Annotated in this window: 19 protein-coding genes; 18 read left to right on the plus strand and 1 reads right to left on the minus strand. The window is 57.1% G+C overall.

Going from position 1 to position 22,959, the window contains the following annotated elements; translation table 11 throughout:
• Nucleotides 1-181: 181 nt before the first annotated feature.
• The 13 genes from ACTJK5_RS18015 to ACTJK5_RS18075 all read left to right on the plus strand — a co-directional run bounded on the left by ACTJK5_RS18015 (nt 182) and on the right by ACTJK5_RS18075 (nt 15,637).
• Nucleotides 182-1,483 (plus strand): extracellular solute-binding protein, encoded by a 1,302-nt coding sequence (locus ACTJK5_RS18015; RefSeq protein ID WP_113178984.1) that lies wholly within the window; start codon nt 182-184, stop codon nt 1,481-1,483.
• 85 nt (nt 1,484-1,568) lie between these two features.
• Nucleotides 1,569-2,492 (plus strand): carbohydrate ABC transporter permease, encoded by a 924-nt coding sequence (locus tag ACTJK5_RS18020; RefSeq protein WP_440612996.1) that lies wholly within the window; start codon nt 1,569-1,571, stop codon nt 2,490-2,492.
• Complete coding sequence (locus ACTJK5_RS18025; protein ID WP_062597890.1) at nt 2,485-3,333, plus strand: carbohydrate ABC transporter permease; 849 nt, start codon at nt 2,485-2,487, stop codon at nt 3,331-3,333. The genes ACTJK5_RS18020 and ACTJK5_RS18025 overlap by 8 nt, the downstream gene beginning before the upstream one ends.
• A 12-nt stretch (nt 3,334-3,345) precedes the next feature.
• The gene (locus ACTJK5_RS18030; protein ID WP_113178982.1) at nt 3,346-4,419 is read left to right on the plus strand and encodes an ABC transporter ATP-binding protein; all 1,074 of its coding nucleotides are present in this window, start codon (nt 3,346-3,348) and stop codon (nt 4,417-4,419) included.
• A 404-nt stretch (nt 4,420-4,823) separates the two neighbouring features.
• Entirely contained in the window at nt 4,824-5,555 is a 732-nt protein-coding gene (locus ACTJK5_RS18035; protein ID WP_113178981.1) for a LuxR C-terminal-related transcriptional regulator, read from the plus strand.
• A 426-nt stretch (nt 5,556-5,981) separates the two neighbouring features.
• The gene (locus tag ACTJK5_RS18040) at nt 5,982-6,362 is read left to right on the plus strand and encodes a hypothetical protein (protein ID WP_440612936.1); all 381 of its coding nucleotides are present in this window, start codon (nt 5,982-5,984) and stop codon (nt 6,360-6,362) included.
• Between the two features lie 217 nt (nt 6,363-6,579).
• The gene (locus ACTJK5_RS18045) at nt 6,580-8,367 is read left to right on the plus strand and encodes a methyl-accepting chemotaxis protein (protein ID WP_113225741.1); all 1,788 of its coding nucleotides are present in this window, start codon (nt 6,580-6,582) and stop codon (nt 8,365-8,367) included.
• A 309-nt stretch (nt 8,368-8,676) separates the two neighbouring features.
• Nucleotides 8,677-9,999: a solute carrier family 23 protein gene (locus ACTJK5_RS18050; protein WP_113225742.1), complete on the plus strand. Its 1,323-nt coding sequence runs from the start codon at nt 8,677-8,679 to the stop codon at nt 9,997-9,999.
• Nucleotides 10,000-10,291: 292 nt separating this feature from the next.
• Nucleotides 10,292-10,825, plus strand: coding sequence for an aldehyde dehydrogenase iron-sulfur subunit PaoA (gene paoA / locus ACTJK5_RS18055; RefSeq protein ID WP_113261212.1), 534 nt, complete (start codon nt 10,292-10,294; stop codon nt 10,823-10,825).
• Nucleotides 10,822-11,772, plus strand: a complete 951-nt coding sequence (locus ACTJK5_RS18060) for an FAD binding domain-containing protein (protein WP_144622243.1) — start codon at nt 10,822-10,824, stop codon at nt 11,770-11,772. The genes paoA and ACTJK5_RS18060 overlap by 4 nt, the downstream gene beginning before the upstream one ends.
• A gap of 3 nt (nt 11,773-11,775) precedes the next feature.
• Nucleotides 11,776-13,974: an aldehyde oxidoreductase molybdenum-binding subunit PaoC gene (paoC, locus tag ACTJK5_RS18065; protein WP_440612937.1), complete on the plus strand. Its 2,199-nt coding sequence runs from the start codon at nt 11,776-11,778 to the stop codon at nt 13,972-13,974.
• A 48-nt stretch (nt 13,975-14,022) separates the two neighbouring features.
• Nucleotides 14,023-14,949 carry an XdhC family protein gene (locus tag ACTJK5_RS18070; RefSeq protein ID WP_112956387.1) on the plus strand — a complete coding sequence of 309 codons (927 nt, stop codon included), beginning with the start codon at nt 14,023-14,025 and terminating at the stop codon, nt 14,947-14,949.
• Nucleotides 14,950-15,034: 85 nt separating this feature from the next.
• The gene (locus ACTJK5_RS18075) at nt 15,035-15,637 is read left to right on the plus strand and encodes a nucleotidyltransferase family protein (RefSeq protein ID WP_112956386.1); all 603 of its coding nucleotides are present in this window, start codon (nt 15,035-15,037) and stop codon (nt 15,635-15,637) included.
• A 117-nt stretch (nt 15,638-15,754) separates the two neighbouring features.
• On the opposite strand, the gene ACTJK5_RS18080 is transcribed toward ACTJK5_RS18075, so the two are convergent.
• A complete protein-coding gene (locus ACTJK5_RS18080) occupies nt 15,755-17,365 on the minus strand; it encodes a phytoene desaturase family protein (RefSeq protein ID WP_440612938.1) in 1,611 nt (536 codons plus the stop codon).
• Between the two features lie 314 nt (nt 17,366-17,679).
• Between ACTJK5_RS18080 and ACTJK5_RS18085 the strand changes: the two genes are divergently transcribed.
• The 5 genes from ACTJK5_RS18085 to ACTJK5_RS18105 all read left to right on the plus strand — a co-directional run bounded on the left by ACTJK5_RS18085 (nt 17,680) and on the right by ACTJK5_RS18105 (nt 22,951).
• Nucleotides 17,680-19,215, plus strand: a complete 1,536-nt coding sequence (locus tag ACTJK5_RS18085; protein WP_112956384.1) for an ABC transporter substrate-binding protein — start codon at nt 17,680-17,682, stop codon at nt 19,213-19,215.
• A 108-nt stretch (nt 19,216-19,323) separates the two neighbouring features.
• Entirely contained in the window at nt 19,324-20,334 is a 1,011-nt protein-coding gene (locus tag ACTJK5_RS18090) for an ABC transporter permease (protein ID WP_112956383.1), read from the plus strand.
• A 55-nt stretch (nt 20,335-20,389) separates the two neighbouring features.
• Nucleotides 20,390-21,235, plus strand: coding sequence for an ABC transporter permease (locus ACTJK5_RS18095; protein ID WP_440612939.1), 846 nt, complete (start codon nt 20,390-20,392; stop codon nt 21,233-21,235).
• Nucleotides 21,232-22,104 (plus strand): ABC transporter ATP-binding protein, encoded by an 873-nt coding sequence (locus ACTJK5_RS18100; protein ID WP_112956382.1) that lies wholly within the window; start codon nt 21,232-21,234, stop codon nt 22,102-22,104. The genes ACTJK5_RS18095 and ACTJK5_RS18100 overlap by 4 nt, the downstream gene beginning before the upstream one ends.
• Nucleotide 22,105: 1 nt before the next feature.
• Nucleotides 22,106-22,951, plus strand: coding sequence for an ABC transporter ATP-binding protein (locus ACTJK5_RS18105; RefSeq protein WP_112956381.1), 846 nt, complete (start codon nt 22,106-22,108; stop codon nt 22,949-22,951).
• Nucleotides 22,952-22,959 lie beyond the last annotated feature (8 nt).

The raw sequence follows: 22,959 nt of genomic DNA on the forward strand, positions 1-22,959 counted from the left end.
GCAGAGCAATTCAGGATGTCCGATTAATATCGGATCACGGATTAAATAGCCCGAATATGCGTCGCCATGTCAAGCTGCGTTGCGGAAAATAGTAGTTTCGCCTTGACAGTTAGTGGATTCTTATATGAATTAATTCGGATTGGGGAATAAATGTGAGGAAGTCCCCGGGAGGATCATCATCATGACGTTTATGCACGCGGGCGCAAGCCTGGGCGGCAAGCTGATCACGCTTGCCTCCACCACAGCTATTACATTCATGCTCGGCGCAGCAAGCGCTTCTGCCACAACTGTCGTCAAGTGGATGCACGTCGAACTCGATCCGAAATCCGTGGCCGTTTGGGAAGAGATTGCCAAGGATTACGAGACGAAACACCCCGATGTCGACATTCAGCTGCAGTTTCTGGAAAACGAAGCCTTCAAGGCCAAGCTTCCCACCCTTTTGCAGTCGAATGACGTTCCTGACTTCTTTTACAGCTGGGGCGGCGGCGTGCTTGAGGAGCAGTCCAAGACAGGCACTCTGAAGGATCTGACCGAAATCTTCGATGCTGATGGTGGCAAGATTCGAAACGCCTATAACCCGGCTGCCATTGATGGCTTGTCCTTCGACGGCAAAGTGTGGGCTGTGCCTTACCGCGTCAGCCTCGTCAGCTTCTTCTACAACAAGCAGCTGTTTTCCAAGGCCGGCGTCAAGGCGGAAGACATCAAGACATGGGACGATCTTGGCGCCGCGGTAAAGAAGATCAAGGACGCCGGGATTGTTCCGATTGCCGGTGGTGGCGGGGAGAAGTGGCCGATCCATTTCTACTGGAGCTATCTCGTCATGCGCAATGGAGGCCAGGCGGTCTTCGATGCCGCAAGCAAGGGCGAGGGCGAAGGCTTCATGGACCCGACGATCATCAAGGCTGGCGAGCAGCTTGCAGAATTCGGAAAACTCGAACCGTTCCAGCCAGGCTATCTCGGGGCCACCTGGCCGCAGGCGCTCGGTGTTTTTGGCGACGGCAAGGCGGCGATGATCCTTGGTTTCGACAATACCGAAGCCAACCAGCGCAAGAATGCAGGTGACGGCAAGGGTCTTTCCTCCGACAATCTCGGTCGCTTCGCTTTTCCGATGGTCGAGGGCGGTGCGGGCAAAGCCACTGACACGCTTGGCGGTCTGAATGGATGGGCGGTGACGAAGAATGCTTCGAAGGAAGCAATCGATTTCGCCACCTTCCTCACCAATGCCGACAACGAGAAGAAGCTCGCGGCAGCCGGCATGATCTTACCCGTCGCAGTCGGTGCGAGTGAAGCGGTGAAAGATCCGCTGATGGCCGATTCCGCCAAGCAACTTGCGGCGTCCACGTGGCATCAAAACTTCTTCGACCAGACGCTCGGTGCCGCTGTTGGCCGCGTCGTCAACGACATCTCCGTCGAAATCGTCTCCGGTCAAATGACGCCTGAAGAAGGCGCGCAGCAGATCCAGGATGCTTTCGAGCTTCGCTGATCCCGCCTGAACGGTGGGTGCCGCCTGGTGCGGCGCCCATCGCCATTGCGTGAATACGAAAGCGGATAAGATGACCAATATTTCCATGAACGCTACGCCCGCGCTGGCAAGCCCGGTCGTAAAGTCGAAGCGGAAGCAGAGCTCCGTTGCACATGACCGCGCGCTGACTTTGCTGATTTTCCTGCCACCGGCGCTGTTGTTGTTCACCCTCTTCGTGATCCTGCCGATGGGGGAGGCGGCCTGGTACAGCCTCTACCGTTGGAACGGCTACGGCACGCCGAGCGAGTTTATCGGGCTCAAGAATTTTCAGGTTCTGTTTGGCAATGCTGCGTTCTCGCAGGCGCTGATCAACAATGCGCTCATCATCGTCATTTCGATCTGCATACAGATCCCGCTGGCAATCTGGCTTGCGACGATGTTGGCCCATCGCATTCCAGGTGTTGTGGCGTTTCGTCTCGTCTTCTTCCTGCCCTATGTTCTGGCAGATGTCGCAGCCGGTCTTATCTGGCGCTTTGTCTATGACGGCGACTACGGTCTCTTTGCCGCCATTTCGAACTTCTTCGGGTTTGCCAACCCCTATGTGCTGGCGGATAAGGATGTTGCGATCTATGCCGTGCTTGCCGTCATCGTCTGGAAGTATTTCGGCTTCCACATGATGCTGTTCATCGCCGGCCTGCAGTCTGTGGACAAGAACGTGCTGGAGGCGGCCGAAATCGATGGGGCCTCAGGCTGGCAGAAGTTTCGCTACGTCACGCTGCCGATGCTCGGCTCGACGGTCCGGCTTTCGATCTTCTTTGCCGTGATCGGGTCGTTGCAGCTCTTCGACATGATCATGCCGCTGACGGGCGGTGGTCCCTCCAATTCCACCCAGACCATGGTGACGTTCCTTTACACATACGGCGTCATGCGCATGCAAGTCGGGCTTGGAAGCGCTGTCGGGGTGGTGCTGTTCATCATCTGCGTCACGCTAGCCTTCGGTTACAAAAGGATTTTCATGCGCCATGACTGACACATCCACATCCGTTCGCGTCAGCGTGCAGACGAGGATCTACCTCTATGTGTCGCTGACCCTGATTGCCGCCATAGTACTGATACCGCTGCTAACGACGGCGCTTGGAGGCTTCAAGACGCTCGGCGATCTGCGCGTCAATCCTTTCGGTTTGCCAGCCGAGTGGCAGTGGGCAAACTATGGCGATATCCTGTTTGGAAAACGCTACTGGCTGCAGATTTTCAACTCGCTTGTCATCGCCGTTCTCACCGTCTTCCTGACGCTCGTCGTCTCGGCGATGGCGGCCTTCACCTTCGCGCATGTCAAGTTTTTCGGGTCCAACTTTCTGCTCAATTATTTCCTGTTGGGACTGATGTTTCCGGCTGCGACCGCAATTCTTCCGCTGTTCATTCGCATCCGCGATCTGGGGCTGCTAGACACCTATTGGGGCGTGGTACTGCCGCAGGTGGCCTTTGGCCTCGGAATGAGCATCCTGCTCTTCCGCAACTATTTCAAGAACTTGCCGGACGAACTTTTCCAGGCAGCCTTCGTCGATGGCTGCGGCTACCTGAAATTTTTCTGGCATATCTCCATGCCGCTTTCGCGGCCGATCATCGCAACAGTCGGGATCGTCTCCTTCGTCGGCAGCTGGAACAGCTACATCCTGCCGCTCATCATGCTCAATTCCGAATCCAAATACCCATGGCCGCTCGGCATCATGGTCTATCGCGGCGAGTTCGGTACCGAGTGGCAGCTGGTGCTGGCCTTCATCACCATGACGATCCTGCCGACCATCATCGTGTTCTTCTTAGCGCAAAAACACATCATCGCGGGCCTGACGGCCGGCGCCGTCAAGTCCTGAGGGGAGAAGACAATGGCATCTGTAGAACTGAAAGATATTCGCAAATCCTACGGCTCGCTTGGCGTCATTCACGGCATTTCGCTGGAGATATCCGATGGCGAATTCATTGCGCTCGTTGGTCCTTCCGGATGCGGCAAGTCCACGCTGTTGCGCATGATTGCCGGGCTTGAGGAAGTTACCGATGGCGACGTCCTGATTGGCGGCAAGATCGTCAACGAGATGACGCCGAGGGAGCGCAACATCGCCATGGTGTTTCAGTCCTATGCACTTTATCCGCATATGACGGTCGCCGAAAATATGGGTTTCAATCTGAAGATTGCCGGTCAGCCCAAAGCGGTGATCGAGGAGCGCGTCACCGAGGCCGCGCGGATGCTGGACCTTGCCAACCTTCTGGATCGCAAACCCTCGCAGCTTTCCGGTGGTCAGCGCCAGCGCGTGGCGATGGGGCGCGCTGTCGTGCGCAACCCGGCGGTCTTTCTTTTCGACGAACCGTTGTCCAACCTTGACGCGAAGCTGCGCGTGCAGATGCGCAGCGAAATCAAGACGCTGCACCAGAAGGTCGGCACGACGTCGATCTATGTGACGCATGATCAGATCGAAGCCATGACGCTCGCAGACCGCGTCGTCGTCCTCAATCAGGGGCGCATTGAGCAGCAGGGAACGCCGCTCGAGCTTTACAAGAAGCCCGCCAATCTCTTTGTCGCCGCCTTCATTGGCTCCCCTGCTATGAACCTGATCGAATGCATCGTCGATGGTGAGGACGGCGCGCCAGCAGCGCGACTGGATGACGGCACGGCCATTCGCATTGCAAGCGATCGTAACGTCAAGCGCGGGCAATCGGTGACGATCGGGCTGCGCCCCGAGCACTTTGCCATGGGCGGCGAAGGCGACGTCATGGTCTCCGGCAAGACATTGCTGGTCGAACCGACGGGTGCACAGACCCATGTGGTTTTCGATCTTGCCGGACATCAGGTGACGGCGGTGGTTGATGGCGAACAACTGGTCAGAACGAATTCGATGTTTGCGGCCAATATCAATCACGAACGGGTTCATGTTTTTGACAGGGCAAGCGGGTTGGCTCTTTGAAGCAGTCCTGAGGACCGTAGCGATCTTTCAGAGTGCAAGGGCTTTGAGGGGATCGACGTGACCATTTTAAGCAAAAATGTAAACGCTGGTGCTCTCATGATTGCATCGATGGCTGCAGGAAGTTCAAGCGGAGCAATCACGCTGTGACCCACCCTGTCAGCGACACGCCGATCGCCACTGCGATTGGAAGATGCCCTGGTTCCCACCGCACTGGTTGTATAAAGCAGTGCAAGAGCTCGCATCGGTGTCGTCATGAGTATCGTATTGAAATCGTGCCGTCATTTATCGGTTGAGGCGGCACCCACTGCTGTGCATAGTCGGCCTGATCACTTGTAGAGTGAGGTGGTCGATTTACGTCTAATTGATTTTGGTCTCGAAATTTGGGATCAAAGCCGGAGCACCTTATGCCCTTTTCTCGAACGCTTGCCCTGACATTGTCGTTCGACGAGGCCGTTGACCTGAGCTCTCTCCCGGTGCGTCGGCATTTGCCCTACCACCCATTTGTTGAGCGGCTCCGACAAGCCGTGCCCTTCGATTTCTTTGCAGTGTCCGGTTTGGATCTTGATGGCTATCGATTTGGAACCGGTCATTCCATCGATACGGACGTGCCTCCTGCATATTTGGACGCATATTATGGTGACGGGTTGCTGGCCATAGACCCATTCGTCAAGGCTTCTTCAACGGCGGCGCGTGTTGTCATCGAAGAAGAGATCTATGCGGAAAATCCGCCGCCGCCACGCGTCCTCTATCTTGCGCAAAGCTTTGGTGTGTTTAACCGCACCCTCTTTCCGATGAGGCGAGGCACAAAGGTGTTTGGAGCCGTGACCTTCTCCCGCGCGACCCCATTCACCACCGAGGAAATTGAGTTCTTACAGGAAATTGTCGGGACGCTTCATAGTATTATCACAAGGCCGATCATGGAGAGGTTTGCGGCTCAGGAGATGAAGCTGACGGACGGTGAGCTTGATTGCCTAAGATGGGCAAGTCGCGGCAAGACCAGTGAAGAGATTGCTAAAGTATGTCTCTTCACGACGGATACGGTGAATAGTTACATCAAGGCGGCAACCCGTAAACTTAGCGCCAAGAACCGCAGTCATGCGATCGCTGAGGCGATCCGACGTGGTCTCATAGAGTAATATCACTTATTTCCCATCCTTTACTTGTGGAATTACTATTTATTCGCGTAAAGATTGCCTAAAAATTCACACGATAGTCTAAATTGCGTATCTATTGCTCTATTAGCGAGCAAATGATGTGGGGCAGATATTCAATTTAACGTTTTTTTCACCTTTCACCCCTAAATTTGGAATCGTATGAAGGGGCTGGAGTTACGCCCGCCCCGAGAGGTAACCATCTGCTTTAGCTGCAACTCCGTGCTCTTCTTGCTCATCGCCCGGATCGCGCTTCACAGGGCTGCGATGGATCAAGGCCGGTTACCTCGTCGCATTCAAGGGGCCTAAATCTAGGAGCCTGCAGCGGCATGAAGCCGAGCCGTGTCGGGGGGTGTCATGCGGTCTGTTCATGTTCGATGCCATGTAATGTCTGTTCTCCGGGTGATCGTCATGTTGACGATTTCTGGATGCGCCGTCGTCTTCGGCGGTGAGGCGCTCGACACCCTTATCAGGGCAAATGACGGCTACCATATCGATGAGCTATTTCTGGCTCTAAGCCTTGCGGGCGTGCTCGCCCTTGGCTCGTCATTGTTGTTGGTCGCCGATTTTTCGAATGGTGCACGTCGGCCAGACTGCCATCAAGCGAAACCCCACTGGTTACAGTTCCATGATGCCCTTACGAGCTTGTCGATCCGTCAGGTGCTTCATCTCTTCTTGATGGGCATTCCGCTCACGTTCTCGCGGGGGCAAGACCGATTGGCAACCTTCCGCCTATGCGCTGCCTCTGCCAGTAAAACCGGGCCTCCTCAGCGTGGCACGTTGACGGCTTGAAGAACGTGCTCCGAATAAAGTCGGAAGCAAACTGAGCAACCAATCGCAAAACGTTTGAGAGACAGGGTCTTATACTGTCATCGACAGCGCGTGCCGTCTTGGGAAGACCACGGGCTAGCACCTGCGCACGCATACCCCGAATTTTCAGACAAGTAATAACACCAGAGCATAGGCGGCTTTACGCCTTGCTCTGACAACCGCTAGAAGGCATGACAGCATGTTCGGTTACTCCAACACCACCCATATGCAGACCAATTCCTTGGATCATATCACGGCGAACATCATGATCGCCGATGCCGGTCTCAACATTCGCTACATGAACAAGGCTGTGCAGGAGCTTCTGAAAGAAGCTGAGACCGACCTGAAAAAAGAATTGCCGCGGTTTGATTTCGAAAAGCTCATCGGCAGCAATATCGACATTTTTCACAAGAATCCCTCCCACCAGCGCAACATGCTGGCTCAGCTTCAAGGCCAGCATCGGGCGACGATCTGGGTTGGACATCGTGCCTTCGATCTGATCGTGACGCCATTGCGCGCGAACGGAAAGATCACTGGCTTTGCTGTCGAATGGGCAAATGCCAAAGAGCGGCTCCAAAACATGGACTACACGGCGCAAATGGAGGCCGTCAGTCGTTCCCAGGCGATTATCGAGTTTTCCACCGACGGCGAAATCGTGACCGCCAATGGGAACTTTCTGAACGCACTCGGTTACCGATTGGACGAGATCAAGGGTCGTAACCATAAAATGTTGGTGGAGCCGACCTATGCTCAGTCCCCCGAATATTCGGAATTCTGGGCGGCGCTGCGTCGAGGCGAGGTTCAATCCGCGGAATTTATGCGCTACGGCAAGAACGGCAAGCTGGTCGTGATCAATGCCGCCTATAATCCGATTCTTGATGCCAAGGGCAAGGTGGTCAAGGTGGTCAAATTCGCGACCGATGTCACGCAGCGCGTGCACGCCGTCAACACCATTGGTGCAGCGCTGACGAAACTGGCACAAGGCGACCTTTCCTTCAGCATTGATGAACCCTTCGCGCCAGACTTCGAGGAATTGCGGCGCACGATGAACGACGCGCTCAGCCAGATGCGCAATACCTTGAGCGCCGTCGCCCATTCAACAGACCAGATCGACATGGGCACGCGCGAAATTAGCCAAAGCGCAGAAGACCTCTCCCGTCGTACGGAGCAGCAGGCCGCGTCACTCGAAGAGACGGCTGCGGCACTGGACGAAATTACAGTCAATGTGAACAACGCTTCACGGCGTGCAGATGACGCGAGACAGGCTGCGATCACGGCCAGTGACAATGCCACGCGCTCCGGCCACGTGGTTGCGGATGCGGTGGCTGCCATGTCGCGCATCGAAAGTTCCTCCAACCAGATATCGAACATCATCGGTGTGATTGATGAAATCGCATTTCAGACGAACCTTCTGGCACTGAATGCCGGCGTCGAGGCAGCCCGCGCAGGTGAAGCTGGCAAGGGATTTGCGGTGGTTGCACAGGAAGTCCGTGAGCTTGCACAACGGTCTGCCCAGGCTGCCAAGGAGATCAAGGGCCTGATCCGAAATTCCAGCGAAGAGGTGAGCACCGGCGTCAAGCTTGTCAGCGAGACAGGAGAGTCCTTGCGAACAATCCACGAGAACATCACGTCGGTGAACCAGCACATGGAAGCGATCGCAAGCTCCGCAAAAGAGCAGGCCGTCGGACTTTCTGAAGTCAATTCCGCCGTCAATCAGATGGATCAGGTAACGCAGCAGAACGCCGCGATGGTGGAGGAGACGAATGCCGCGGGCGCGACGCTTGCGCAAGAAACTGCTCGCCTACGTGGTCTCATCGAGGGCTTCCAACTTGGAAATCGTTCCGCCTCCAAAAGCCAAAAGCAGGTCGCTCTCGCCACACCAAATGATCGGCCGGTGGTTTCCCCTGCTCGCAGAATGGTGACGAAGGTAGCAGTGGCTGTCGGCGGCCACGGGAAAGCGGCAGAAGCCGGCTGGGATGAGTTCTAAACGGCTCCTCATTGCAGGAGCGGCCGGGGACTAAACACTTTTGGACGGGGACGGTGAAAGGGAAGCGCCCATCATAAGCACCGTCCTCGCGCTTATCGCACTTATGGTCACCGTTACCACCGAAGAGAACGGTGGGAAGTGATGCATCTTCAATGACAGGCGACGTTAATCGCGCTACCCCAAGAGCAGATACGCTGCCGACGATTCGGTACCAGTCGGTGGGTGTAATTCACCAAAAGACGAACTTTTTGCGGCTATGGCTTTCACTGACGTGTGTCGACGGATAGCCGCGAGTGTCGGGGGGCATTGATGAGCGATACGGGTGGTTACTTTCCGCGCTGGCGGCTGAAGACCGAAGGGCGGATCATGCCGGATGAGCGGTTGCCCGCCGGACAAACGGCGGTTCTTGGCCTGCAGCATGTCGTGGCCATGTTTGGCTCCACGGTTCTCGCGCCCCTGATCATGGGCTTCGATCCCAACGTCTCGATCTTGTTTTCGGGCATTTCGACGCTGATCTTCTTCATAGCCGTCGGTGGTCGTGTGCCGAGCTATCTCGGTTCGTCCTTCGCCTTCATTGGCCCGGTTCTGGTCGCAACGGGTGCGGCCGCGGGCGCCGCGAGCCCTAATATCGCGCTCGCTCTGGGCGGTATCATTGCCGCTGGGGTACTTTATGCTCTGATCGGCGTCATCGTCATGATTGCCGGTCACAACTGGATCGAAAAACTGATGCCGCCGGTATTGACCGGCGCGATCGTCGCTGCAATCGGTCTGGTCCTTGCGCCAATTGCGATCGCAAGTGCATCAGGTACGAGCCCCGGTAACCCGGACGGCGACCAGATTTCGCGTTGGATTGCGATCCTGACTGTCACATCCGTCGGTGCGATCGCTGTCTACGCTCCCGGTATGGCTAGGCGTTTGCCTATTCTGCTCGGTGGTGCGTTTGCCTATCTCGTATACCTTATGCTCGCAAATGGGCTTGGCCTTGGCAAGGCGGTTGACTTCTCCGGCGTTCAAGCGGCCTCCTGGTTTGGCATGCCAACATTCACAATACCGGTCTTCTCCGCCTCGGCCATCGCCCTTATTGCGCCGGTTGTCGTTATCCTGGTGGCCGAGAACCTCGGACATATAAAGGCAATCGGCGCCATGACCGGGCGCGATCTCGACCCCTATCTCGGTCGCGCCTTTATCGGTGACGGGATTGCAACCATCTTCTCCGGCGCCTTCGGTGGAACCGGTATGACGACCTATGCCGAAAACATGGGCGTCATGGCGATCACGCGTATTTTCTCGACGCTCGTTTTTGTCTTCGCTGCATTTGTCGCCATCATCCTCGGCTTTTCGCCGAAGTTCGGTGCACTCATCCAGACAATCCCTGGGCCTGTCATCGGCGGTCTTTCCGTGGTTGTCTTCGGTCTTATTGCCGCGACGGCGGGCCGCATCTGGGTGGAAAACAAGGTGGATTTCTCCGAACCGCGAAACCTGATCACCGTCGGTATTGCCCTGGTCCTGGGCGCCGGCAATTTCAAACTCAACATCGGTGGCTTTACACTTGATGGTATCGGGACGGCGACAATCGGAGCAATTGCCTTTTACCACCTGCTAGGACTTGGTAAGGCGCAACAGGGCAAGTGACGCTCGCGCTTGATCGAGGCGCGAAGAGTTTGGTACGTGTTGGGACAAAACGGTCCAAACACGTTTACCAAACGTCAGTATGTGTCTGATTTTCCGCGCTGTTGCCTTTTCATGACGGAGCGGACTTCAAAACGTTCTTGCCCTTTATTGCAGAAAATATCTTAGGACATGCGCTCCGAAGAAGAGGTCTGTAGGAAAACGTTCTTCAATTTGGAACTTTAACGTCGACAATGGCTTGTCCCGTTGGCTGCACCGATTGCGGTGGGAGGCGCAACCTTGTTGTGCCGCAGACATGAAGGATAGAGCCTTGCACATCACAACTGAAGTATCGTTCGAGGTCAACGGTAAAGCGGAAAGCTTGACACTCGACAACCGTACCACCCTCCTTGACGCTCTACGGGAGCATCTGCATCTCACCGGAACCAAAAAGGGATGCGACCATGGCCAGTGCGGTGCATGCACTGTCATGGTCAATGGTCGTCGCATCAACGCCTGTTTGACGCTTGCGGTCATGCATGAGGATGATGAAATCACCACCATCGAAGGTCTGGGTGAGCCGGACAATCTGCACCCCATGCAGGCGGCGTTCATCAAGCACGATGGTTTCCAGTGTGGCTACTGCACGCCGGGACAGATCTGTTCCGCCGTCGCCGTTCTGGAAGAAATAAAGGCGAATATTCCTAGCCATGTAACAGGTGATCTGACAAAGCCTGCCGCGCTCTCTCCCTCGGAAGTACGCGAGCGCATGAGCGGAAATCTCTGTCGGTGCGGCGCGTACTCCAACATTCTCGAGGCCATTGAAGATGTTGCGGGAGTAAGCGCATGAGAGAGTTTTCCTACGAGCGAGCCACGTCGATCAAAAGCGCAGCGGAGGCTGCTGCTCAGCATGACGGCGCAAAATTTATTGCCGGTGGCACCAATCTCCTGGACTTGATGAAGCTTGAAATCGAGCGGCCATCCCACCTTATCGACGTCAATGGACTCGGCCTCGACCAAGTAGAGGCAACATCCGATGGTGGCTTGAGAATCGGTGCTCTCGTCAGAAACACGGATCTTGCTGCGGATGAAACGGTGCGTCGTGACTATCCACTCCTGTCACGCGCGCTTGTAGCCGGTGCCTCTGGTCAGCTAAGAAACAAGGCGACGACGGCAGGCAATCTTCTGCAGCGCACGCGCTGTCCCTACTTCTACGATCCGAACCAGGCGTGCAACAAGCGACAGCCGGGCAGTGGCTGTTCCGCCATTGGAGGATACACCCGCCAGCTTGGCGTGATCGGGGTTAGCGATGCCTGCATCGCCACGCATCCGAGCGACATGTCTGTTGCGCTGCGAGCTCTGGACGCAAAGGTCGAGACGGTTGCAGCGGATGGAACGGAGCGCTCGATACCGCTTGGAGAGTTCTATCGACTGCCCGGCGACACCCCGCACATCGAAACGGAACTTCGCCCGGGCGAACTCATCACCGGCGTTGTCCTGCCGAAGCCTGAGGGCGGCAAGCAAATCTATCGCAAGGTGCGCGACCGCGCGTCCTACGCTTTCGCGCTCGTATCGGTCGCGGCTGTCATTAAGCCCGATGGCTCTGGAAAAGTTGCTGTTGGCGGTGTGGCTCACAAGCCATGGCGCGTTGAAGAGGCTGAAAGTGAACTGCCAAATGGTGCGCGGGCCATGTCCGCGGCACTGATGGAGGGCGCACGTCCGACGAGTGAGAATGCATTCAAAATTGACCTCGTCGAAAGAACAATCGGCACAGTTCTTGAAGAGGCGAGGGTTTAAGCGATGAAGTTTGAAAAGCCAGCGACCACAAACCCGATCGATCAATTGAAAGTCGTCGGTAAGCCGATCCACCGTATCGACGGCCAGTTGAAGACGACGGGCCAAGCGACCTATGCCTATGAGTGGCATGAACCAGGTGTTGCTTATGCCTATGGATATCCGGTTGGTTCAGCGATCGCCAAAGGACATGTGACCTCCATCGACACATCATTTGCGAAAAGCGCACCGGGTGTTCTGGATGTCATCACCACGCTCGACGTCGGGGAGCTCGAGAAAGGCGAGTACAACACCGCGAAACTTTTCGGCGGAAGCGAGATCCAGCACTATCACCAGGCGATCGCGATCGTTGTGGCCGAGACATTCGAGCAGGCGCGCGCGGCTGCGTCGCTCGTTCGCGTCGATTACGCGCCCGCGAAGGGCCGCTTCGATCTGCGGGAAGAAATGGGTAATGCCGAGACCCCCGATCCGAAGACAGAGCCGGAAAGCGCGGCTGGTGACTTCGACGCTGCTTTTGCAGACGCGCCCGTGACGCTGGATGCCGAATATACAACTCCTGACCAGTCTCATGCGATGATGGAGCCCCATGCTTCGATCGGTGCGTGGGAAGGAGATAAGGTCACGGTATGGACCTCGAGCCAGATGATCGACTGGTGGCGTGGCGACCTTGCGACGACGCTTGGCGTCGACAAGGAGAACGTTCGCGTCGTTTCGCCCTATATTGGTGGTGGTTTTGGCGGAAAGCTCTTCCTCAGAGCGGATGCCGTCCTCGCAGCCATTGCGGCAAAGTCCGTGGGGCGTCCGGTAAAGGTCACGCTTCCTCGACCGATGATGCCGAACAACACCACCCATCGGCCCGCCACCATTCAGCGTATCCGGATCGGCACTGAACGAGACGGCAAGATTACCGCGATCGCGCATGAAAGTTGGTCCGGCGATCTGCCTGATGGCCAGCCGGAAGTGGCAGTCATGCAAACGCGGTTGCTCTATGGTGGGGCAAACCGGATGACCGCGATGAAGCTGGCAACGCTCGACCTACCAGAAGGCAATGCTATGCGGGCGCCCGGCGAGGCCCCCGGCCTGATGGCGTTGGAGATCGCGGTCGATGAGATGGCAGAAAAGCTGGGGATGGATCCGATAGAGTTTCGGATCAAGAACGACACCCAAGTCGATCCGGAGAATCCTGACCGACCCTTCTCTTACCGCGACCTTATCGGGTGTCTGAGGCGTGGCGCGGAGACGTTCGGGTGGGACAAGCGCACCGGTCCTGCAGAGCGCCGGGAAGGCAACTGGATGGTTGGGATGGGCGTTGCCGCAGCCTTCCGCAACAATCTCGTCATGCCGTCCGGTGCAAAGGTGAAACTCGGCAGCGATGGCGTGGTAACCGTCGAGACCGATATGACCGATATCGGCACTGGCAGCTACACGATCATCGCTCAAACTGCGGCGGAGATGATGGGTGTTTCGATAGACGATGTAGTCGTCCGATTGGGGGATTCGAATTTCCCTATCTCGGCCGGCTCAGGTGGACAGTTCGGTGCGAATTCCGCTACGTCTGGTGTTTATGCTGCCTGCGTCAAACTCCGCGACGCTGTCGCCAGCAAGCTTGGATTCAACTCGTCTGATGTCGTCTTTGAGGACGGTAAGGTGCGTTCAGGTAATCGCACCGTCGCGCTTGCAGAAGCCGCTGGCGAAGGTGGGCTTGTCGGTGAAGACTTGATGGAGTGGGGCGACCTGACAAAGACACATCAACAGTCTACATTCGGCGGCCACTTCGTCGAGGTCGGCGTTGATGTTGCAACTGGCGAGACGCGGATTCGGCGCATGTTGGCGGTCTGTGCCGCCGGGCGAATCTTGAACCCCATCACCGCACGCAGCCAGGTGATAGGCGCGATGACGATGGGTGCTGGCGGCGCTCTTTCCGAGGAGCTTGCGGTCGACACGCGGCACGGTTTCTTCGTCAATCACGATCTCGCCGGTTACGAGGTGCCGGTCCATGCCGACATTCCGCATCAGGAGGTGATCTTCATGGATGAAACCGACCCGTATTCATCGCCGATGAAAGCAAAGGGTATTGGCGAACTCGGTCTTTGCGGGGTCTCCGCGGCTATCGCCAACGCTGTCTATAACGCGACAGGGATCCGAGTTCGCAATTACCCGGTCACCTTGGACAAGCTCATCGACAAGTTGCCTGAACTTGCATGATCGAACACCGGTGGCCTTTTGGCCACCGGTCCATTTTGAGGGAATGACGTGAGCAATTCAGTTTCCACTGCACTGCCAGTGCCCGTAAGGGTGAACAACTCCGACGATCCAGCGGAGATACTTCGCTTTGCTTTGAACGCCCTGGGTGGCGGTGGAGCCGCTCTCGCGACGCTGGTTGAAATCCGAGGCGGAGCAGCACGCTCCCTTGGTGCGCATCTCGCCGTTTCATCTGACGGGCATTATTGCGGATACCTGTCTGGTGGCTGCATTGAGGCTGCGGTTGCGGCCGAAGCCTTGAAAGCCATGGAGGAGGGGCGCGACCGCGTTGTAAAGTACGGCGAAGGCTCGCCGTTTTTTGACATTGTTCTTCCGTGTGGGGGCGGCGTAACGATCGCGATCCACGTGCTTCGCGCAACGGAAGCACTAGAGATAGTTCTCGATCAACTTGCGGACCGTCAAACCGTCGCCTTAACCCAAGACCCAAAATCACAGGCGCTGACACACAGTAAAACTGTTCCACCCCGTTCCGGCTGGTACGAAGGGACATTTGTATCGGTCTATCGTCCTCAGACATGTGTGGTGATTTCCGGTCAGACGGCGGAAGCCGATGCAGTTTCGCGTCTGGCACACGCCTCCGGCTACCAAGTGCAGCTGCTGTCCTCTTCAAAGGACCCCAACGCGATTGAAATCGACAGATTCACGGCTGTGGTGCTTCTTCATCACGATCTTGATCTAGAGGCGGCTGTCCTGGACCGCGCCTTGACGTCTCCTGCCTTCTACATCGGTGCGCTCGGCAGCACCCGCACGCATAGACGGCGCACTGAGTTGTTGCGCGGAGCAGGCGTTTCCTCAGAGAACATTGATCGTATCCGCGCGCCGATCGGTCTCTTCGGCCCGACACGCGATGCAGCGTCGCTGGCACTCTCTGTGTTGGCGGATGTAGCTGCCGCAAGATTGGAAGTTTTCCCTTCGTGAGGAGCCGAAACCATGCATCTCTATCGTGGGGGACAGGGACCGGTGCCCTCGCGATGGTATTATTGGATCGGAGAGTTCACGCGTGATGAGGATTGCTGGAGTACTCCTCGCGGCGGGTCAGTCGAGCAGGATAACGAGCGGCCATCACAAGCTTCTGGCGGAGTTCGATGGGGTGCCGCTGGTTCGCAGGTCCGCCGAGTCAATGCTTCGCTCGGGGCTGTCGTCCGTACTTGTCGTGACGGGACACCGATCGACCGAAATCGAACGCGCGATTGACGACCTTCCTCTGTCGGTCGTGTTCAATGACCGTTTCTCATCCGGCATGGGAACATCGCTTGGCTGCGGTTTCAGACATGAAAGTTTGAACGGCTGCGCGGGCGCACTCATCATGCTTGCCGATATGCCGAGGATCACCGAACAGCATATTGATCAGCTCATAGCCACCTTCCGTGCGTTGGACGGTCGTCAAGTCGTCCGCGGAGCAAGCAAAGGCAAAGCCGGGCACCCGGTAGTGATCCCGGCTACTCTCTTCGAAAGATTGAAGCAGCTGGAAGGCGATGAGGGGGCAAAGGTGATTTTACAGGATGCGGGAGTGGAGACACGGTTGGTCGATCTTGCTCATGCCGCGCTCATCGATGTTGACACACCAGACGCCGTTCGGTCAGCGGGTGGCCTCCTCAAGAATTGACGAGGATCAGCATCCCGTGTCAACCGGGATGCCCGCAATAAGCTTTTCGTCCAGCAAATTGGCGCCAGTGTTGAGCGTTTTGCGGACTTGAACCGCTGCTTCAGCCGGCGTCATTAGTTATCCGGCAAGCATCTTCGCCAGCATAAAGCCAGAGCCGGCACCCGTTCCCGCACCCGGCCAGGTCGCGGCGCCGCACATGTAGAGGCCGTCTACGGGGGTCTTGTAACGCGAATAGCCTGCAACGGGGCGAAACAGGAAGTTCTGGTCGAGATGATGCGACCCGGACAGGCTATCACCACCGATGAGATTGGGATTTTCCGCCTGCAGATCGAGTGGCGACCAGACAGACTTCCCGCGGATTTTTGAACGGAAACCCGGTGCGTAATTCTCTATGATCGAGATGACACGCTCGGCATAGGCGTCTTTTACCGACGCCCAGTCTTTAGCAGCGATCTCGCCTGCAGCATCGCCCTTAATCTCGGCCGGCAGCACACGCACCTGCACCCAGAGGACATGCTTGCCATCGGGTGCACGGGTTGGATCAAGCGCTGTTGGCTGACCGACGACAAGCGCCGGCTCTTGAGGCAGGAGACCGGAGATCGCTTCGTCATAGACTTTCGTCATCATCGAGAGAGTGGGCGCGATGTGGATATAGGCATAGGATTTCAGGTCCGGAGAGGCTATCCAATCCGGCAAGCGGTCCAGCGTCAGATGGATCATCATTGCGCCTGGCCCGGAGCGGTAGGACTTGATGCCTTCGGCAAATTTCGGAGGCAGCTGGCTGTTCTTCACGATACCGTCGAAGAGAAGCTTGGGGTGAATGTTGGAGATGATGGCGCGCTTTGCCGTCAGTCTGCGTCCGTCTGCCAGCGTCACGATTTTCTTAGTGCCACTGAAAACGTCTAAGGAGGTGGCGGGAGAATTGAGGAAAACCTCGCCGCCTTTGCTCTCCAACAGGCTCACCATCGCCTTGATGATGGTATCGGCGCCACCTTCACCGATCACCATTCCGAAGGCCTGATCAGCCATGGTCTCCAGATAGGGAAAGAGCGCGCCGCCGGAAGCGTCCGGGGGGAAATCGAGATGCAGGCCCCAGGTCGCCATGGTTACCTTCAGCTTCTCATTGTCAAAATGGCGATCGAGAAAACCGCGTGGAGACGACAGGAGCAGGCGGAGAAGATCGGTGAGCAGGGGAATGCCGCCGGCTCGCCACGCCTTCCAGACAGTCTTGGCGCTTTGAAACGAAGGCATGGGAGCGCCCAATAGACCGAAGAGATGGGGAGCCTTGGCACCAAAATCATCCGACATGGCGGCGAAGCTCTCGGCATCCTTCTCCGAAAGGGCAGCGATCGCTGCCTTGTTGATGGAACGGTCGGTTCCGATGCCGAGATGGGTTCCGTCTGGAAAGACGCTGGCAAAGCATCTTGAGGCGGGGACGAATTTCAGGCCGTGCGCTGCAAGCTCTTGAGCATAGGTTTGATGAAAAGCGGAACCAGCGAACATGGAAAGGTTCATCGCTGCCAGATCGTGACGGAAGCCGGGTTCAATCAATTCCTGGGTCTTGACCGCACCACCGGCACTCGCTTTTGCCTCGACCACTGCGACCTTCCAGCCTTTCGCGGCCAGATGAACCGCTGCTGCCAGCCCGTTGTGACCCGCGCCCAGAACCACCGCATCAAATTCAGCCATCTCGTTCCACCAGTGTTTTGATTTTATTTCTGTATGCATACATTTTCTCGATAATGCATCAAGCTTAAAATAAACGGGGTTTGGAACGTCTCGATCTTTCCTGACCGGATCGATGTTTTTGCCGCTGATTACCCTATCTTCCGGGCCCTTGATGAACGCTAACTCAAGAAATACCAACGAAAACGCGACGAATGCTACCCGTCGGGCAATTTCAAGAAATATTCTCTTTCATATTATTTTCGAAAACGGGTGGTCCGGCTCTTGTCAAAATCAGGATTTTAATTTTAAGTTTAAAACAATAACAAATCCGGGAAACACCGGAAGTCCTTCAAGGGGAACTTTAGGAGTCCAAAATGACTGACATGACGCGTCGTGGCGTACTGGGACTAGGTGCGGCTACCGTTCTGACCGGCATTCTTGCCGGACGAATTTCGGTTCAGGCCGCAGAAACGAATACTCTGACGATTGCCTTCAATTCCAACCTGCCATCCTTCGACGGGACGGTCGGGTTATCAGGCGTGAACCCGGCAATCCAGGCGATCTATCGCTCAATTTACGATCAATATATCGGCCAGAAGCCGGATCTTTCCTTCGAGCCTGGGTTGCTGACCGACTGGGGCTGGAACGACGATAAGACCAGGGTCTGGATGGATGTGCGCGAAGGCGTGAAGTGGCACGACGGCTCGGACTTCACCCCAGAAGATATCGTCTGGTCGCTGACCCGCGCCGGTAAGCCAGACAGCGGCAATCCTGTCGCGAGCGTCTGGGCCAGCATCGGCAACTACAAGGTCGAAGGCAAGCGGATCACCGCCGACGTTCTCAACTTCGATCCGACGATCTTCAAGTGGATGGCCTTCCTCACCGGCTATGTGCTGCCCAAGGCCTATTACGAAAAGGTCGGTTCGGAAGGCTTTGAAAAGAAGCCTGTCGGCACAGGCCCCTACATGTTCGACGCCTATGAGGGCAACTCCTTCCTGCGCCTCAAGGCCAACCCAAACTACTGGGGCGGCAAGCCCGCCTTCGAAACCGTCATTTTCAAATTCGTCACCGATCCGACGAGCCGTGTCGCCGAAATCGAATCCGGCTCCTCCGATGTCACGCTCGAAATTCCTTATGAGGAATTCGACCGACTGAAGGCGAAGAAGGGCTTCGCCGGCGTCTCATCGCCGATCTCGGATATCGGCATGATCTTCATCACCAATGTCGAACCCATGCTGGACAAGAATGTTCGACTGGCGGCTCATCACGCCATCGACAAGGCCGGTATTGTCAAAAAGCTCCTGCGTGGCTACGGCGTTCCGATCGACACATTGGAAGCTCCGGAATACGAAGCCTATGACGCTTCGATCAAGGTTGGCTACGACCCGGAGAAGGCTGCCGAGCTTCTCAAGGCTTCCGGTTATTCCAAGGACAAACCGGTCAAGTTCAAGATCCAGACGACACGCGGTCTCAAGCCGAAGGATTACGAGATGATCCAGGCAATCGTCGGCATGTGGCGCAGGGTTGGCATTGAGGCCGAGATCGAAGTCTACGAGGTGGCGAAGCACTTTGAGCTGCGCGCCGGTCACAAGCTCGCGCCTGCGGCTTTCTACAATTGGGGCAACGCGATCGGCGACCCCACGACATCGACCGGCTTCGCCATGTTCTCCAAGTCGCCGCACTCGGCCTGGAAAAGTGACGATGTCGACGCCCTCATTGGCCCGCTTTGGGGCGAGAAGGACGAGGCCAAGCGTATCGCCGGTTGGAAGGCAGCCGACAAGTATATTGCCGAGCAAGGTTACGTCATTCCGCTTTTGCAATATGTGCAGCCCATCGTCTTCAAGTCTTCGCTGAAGGTGACGCCGAATGTTTCGAGCGCGCTTCAGCCGACCCTGGTCTCCAAGGCCTGACGAGATAGAGCAGCGTTGCGTCCCGTTCGTCGTGGCGCTGCTCGCCCCTGTTCGCAGAACCGCGCGTCTGGCAGCCGCCGACGCTGACGGCAACAGGAAGGTTTGATCATGACCGCTTCCGATCTTCTCAATCGTCTTGTAATGGCGGTGCTGACGCTCATGGGCGTCGCCGTCATCGTTTTCTGTCTGCTGCGCATCGTGCCAGGCGACCCGGTCGCCATGATGATTTCGCCGAGTGCGACGCCCGCCGACATTGCAGCACTACGCGCCCATTACGGGCTCGATCTCGGTCTGCCACAGCAATTCGCCATCTGGTTTGGCGATGTCTTGAAGGGTGATTTTGGCACGTCGATCTCGCAACGCCGCGATGTCCTGGAACTGATCGGTGGCCGCTTGCCGGCAACACTCGAACTCGCCTTTGCCGCGCTTGTTTTCGGGGTTCTCACCGGTGGAATGATTGCGGTTCTCGGCGCACTCGCGCGCGGTACAAAGCTCGATCCTGCGCTGGATTTTATCAACGGGCTGTTTCTAGCCGTGCCAGATTTCGTCTGGGCGCTGGCGCTTGTCCTCTTACTTGGTGTGTTTTGGCCAGTCTTCCCGTTGTCCGGGCGTATCGATCCGGGGCTGACGACGGATTTCCGCACGGATTTCTACCTCATCGAGAGCCTGGTTACGTTCAAATTCGCGGCTTTCGTTGACATCCTCGCCCACATGGTGATGCCCATGCTGGCGCTCGGCCTGCCCTTGGCAGCCATCGTCGTGCGCACGCTGAAGGAAGCGCTCGCGGAAGCCATGGTGCAGGATTACGTGCTGCTGGCGCGGCTGAAAGGGATGTCGCCACTTCGGCTGGTGCTTCAGGAGGCGCTGCGCAATGCCGTCGGGCCAACGCTGACGCTTACAGGCGTTCAGTTCACCTTCATGATCGGCGGCACGGTCATCGTGGAGCGCATCTTTTCCTATCCGGGCCTTGGCAACATGGCGATCGACGCGGTCATCAACCGCGATCTGCCGCTGATCCAGGGCATCGTGCTAACCTTCGGCGCGATCTTCATTCTGGTGAATATCCTGGTCGATCTCATCGCGGCGTGGCTGAACCCAAGGAGCGCCGCTCATGGGTGAGATGTCAAAAACCGCAACCACCATGGACACAGCTTTCCGTTTCCGGAGTCTGCCGATGAAGACCATCAAACCGCTTTTGCGTGAACCGCGGGTGGTGATCGCCGGCGGCTTCCTCCTCATCCTGTTGCTCATCGCACTTTTTGCGCCCTACATCGCACCGAAAGACCCGCTCGAGCAGGATCTGATGTTGGGCAACATGCCACCCGTGAACTATCCAGGGGCAGAGCCCGGCTACTATCTCGGCACCGATGACCTTGGCCGTGACGTTCTTTCCCGTGTGCTCTACGGATCACGGATAGCGCTGACCGTTGCATTCGTTGCCGCCAGCCTGTCTGCCATCATAGGAACGCTGCTTGGCCTCGCCGCCGGTTGGTATGGCGGGTGGGCGGATCGGGTCATCTCACGCCTTGTCGATATCTGGATGGCCTTCCCTCCGGTGCTTCTTTCGGTACTGCTGGTGGCGGTCATGGGCTCAGGCCTTCACTCGGTCATCGCCGCGATCGTCATCATCGACTGGACGCGCTTCTGTCGTGTCGTTCGGGCCGAGACAATGGCGCAGGCACGCCTTGATTATGTGATGGCCGCTCAGACGATCGGTTTTTCCCGCAGCCATATTCTATGGCGTGAGATTTTGCCGAATGTGGCTCCCGTCCTCATTGCTCTTGTCAGCCTTGAAATGGGCATTGCCGTCATCGTCGAAGCGATCCTTTCTTTCGTCGGCCTGTCGCTTTCTTCGGACATCCCGACATGGGGCGGTATGATCGCCCAGGGTCGCCAGATGATCCACCAGGGATGGTGGGTGTTCGTCTTTCCTCTCCTCGCGCTCTTCGCCACCGTTCTCGCCTTCAATCAACTGGGCAACGGTCTGCGCACGGCGCTCGATCCGGTGATGCGCCGATGACCCAGTCGCTTGTTGCTATTCAAGGCCTCAGTGCCATCTCCACGCGTGACGCCGGCGCGCCGGTCCTTCGCGACGTTTCGCTAACCCTGGAAAAAGGGGAAGTCCGCGGTCTCGTGGGTGAATCGGGCGCCGGGAAATCCACCATCGCCAAAGCGCTGCTCGGCATCTTGCCGTCCACCGTGAAAATTACCGGCGGCTTCATCCGTTTCGAGGGGCGTGACCTCCTCGCCATGCCGCGCCGCGAACTCGCCGATATCATGGGTCGCGACATCACGCTGATACCGCAAGACCCGCAAACGGCACTCAACCCGGCGCGGCGGATCGAGGCGCAATTGACCGATGGGCTAAGGCTGAGGCTTGGTATGGGCAAGACGGATGCCCATCAGCGTGCACTTCAACTTCTCGACGAAGTACAGATCCGTGATCCAAAGCGGGTGCTGAATGCCTATCCGCATGAACTGTCCGGCGGCATGCGCCAGCGTATTCTGATCGCATCGGCCTTTGCGTTGAATCCCAAGCTCGTTGTCGCCGACGAGCCGACGACCGCGCTTGACGTCACCGTGCAAAAGGAAATCCTGCGCCTCATCCGTCGTATGCAGGAAGCCCATGGAACCGCGGTGATCTTCGTAACCCATGACCTCGGTGTCGTGGCAAAGATCTGTGACAGCGTGACACTTCTCTACGCAGGGAAGGTAATTGAAGATGGCAAGACCCGTGATCTGCTGATGGCACCAAAGCATGCCTACACCAGCGCATTGATCGCTGCTGGTCCCCGCTACGATCGACCCGATGCAGGGCTTGAGCCAGTGCCCGAAGCTGTGTTCCGCCAATTGCGCGCTGAAATCGGCATCGCCGAGAGGAGAGTGTGAAATGAGCGATCTTCTCTTTGAAGCAAAGGGCATCGAAGTCACTTATGGCGCGAGCAAAGGGCTTTTTGGTCGTGGCCGCACCGGCGTTCGTGTCCTGCACGGCGTCGATGTGTCGATCAGGCGTGGGGAGACAGTCGGCATTGTCGGGGAGTCTGGCTCGGGCAAGACGACGCTTGGCCGTGCGCTTCTGAAACTGGTCCCTGTCTCGGCCGGAACTATTCGTTTCAATGGGCAGGACATCACCGCCTTGTCGCCTGAGGCTATGCGGCCTTTGCGCCGGCGTATGCAGATGATCTTCCAGGATCCGATGGCATCTCTCAATCCGCGTCATAGCATTCGTCGTATCCTCACGGAGCCGCTCTTCCTGCATGGTCTTGCGAGCGACCGCCGAGACGCCGAGCGTCAGGTGCGTGCCATTCTTGACCGCGTGTCACTGCCTGCCGTGATGCTGGAACGCGCGCCGCATGAGCTGTCCGGTGGTCAGCGTCAGCGCGTCGGTATTGCGCGCGCCGTGCTGATGAAACCAGATTTCGTACTTGCCGATGAGGTCGTGTCCGGTCTTGACGTCTCGACGCAGGCGCAGGTGTTGAATCTGCTGAATGAGCTATCGCAGGAGATGGGTCTCGCCATGGCCTTCATCAGCCATGACCTGTCGGTCATCCGCGCGATCTGCGACCGCGTTACCGTCATGCGGTTTGGCGAAGTGGTGGAGGAGGGGAGATGTGGACCTGTGTTTGATGCCCCCAAGACGCCCTATACGCGCCTGTTGCTTGACGCCATCCCGCTTCCCGAGATCGATGACGGCTGGCTGACACGGCCGCCACCTGTGCTTGAGCCAGCCGCGTGAGAGCCGCA

Origin of the sequence: Agrobacterium sp. 22094 (assembly GCF_052046015.1) — a bacterium.
Taxonomy (GTDB): domain Bacteria; phylum Pseudomonadota; class Alphaproteobacteria; order Rhizobiales; family Rhizobiaceae; genus Agrobacterium; species Agrobacterium cavarae.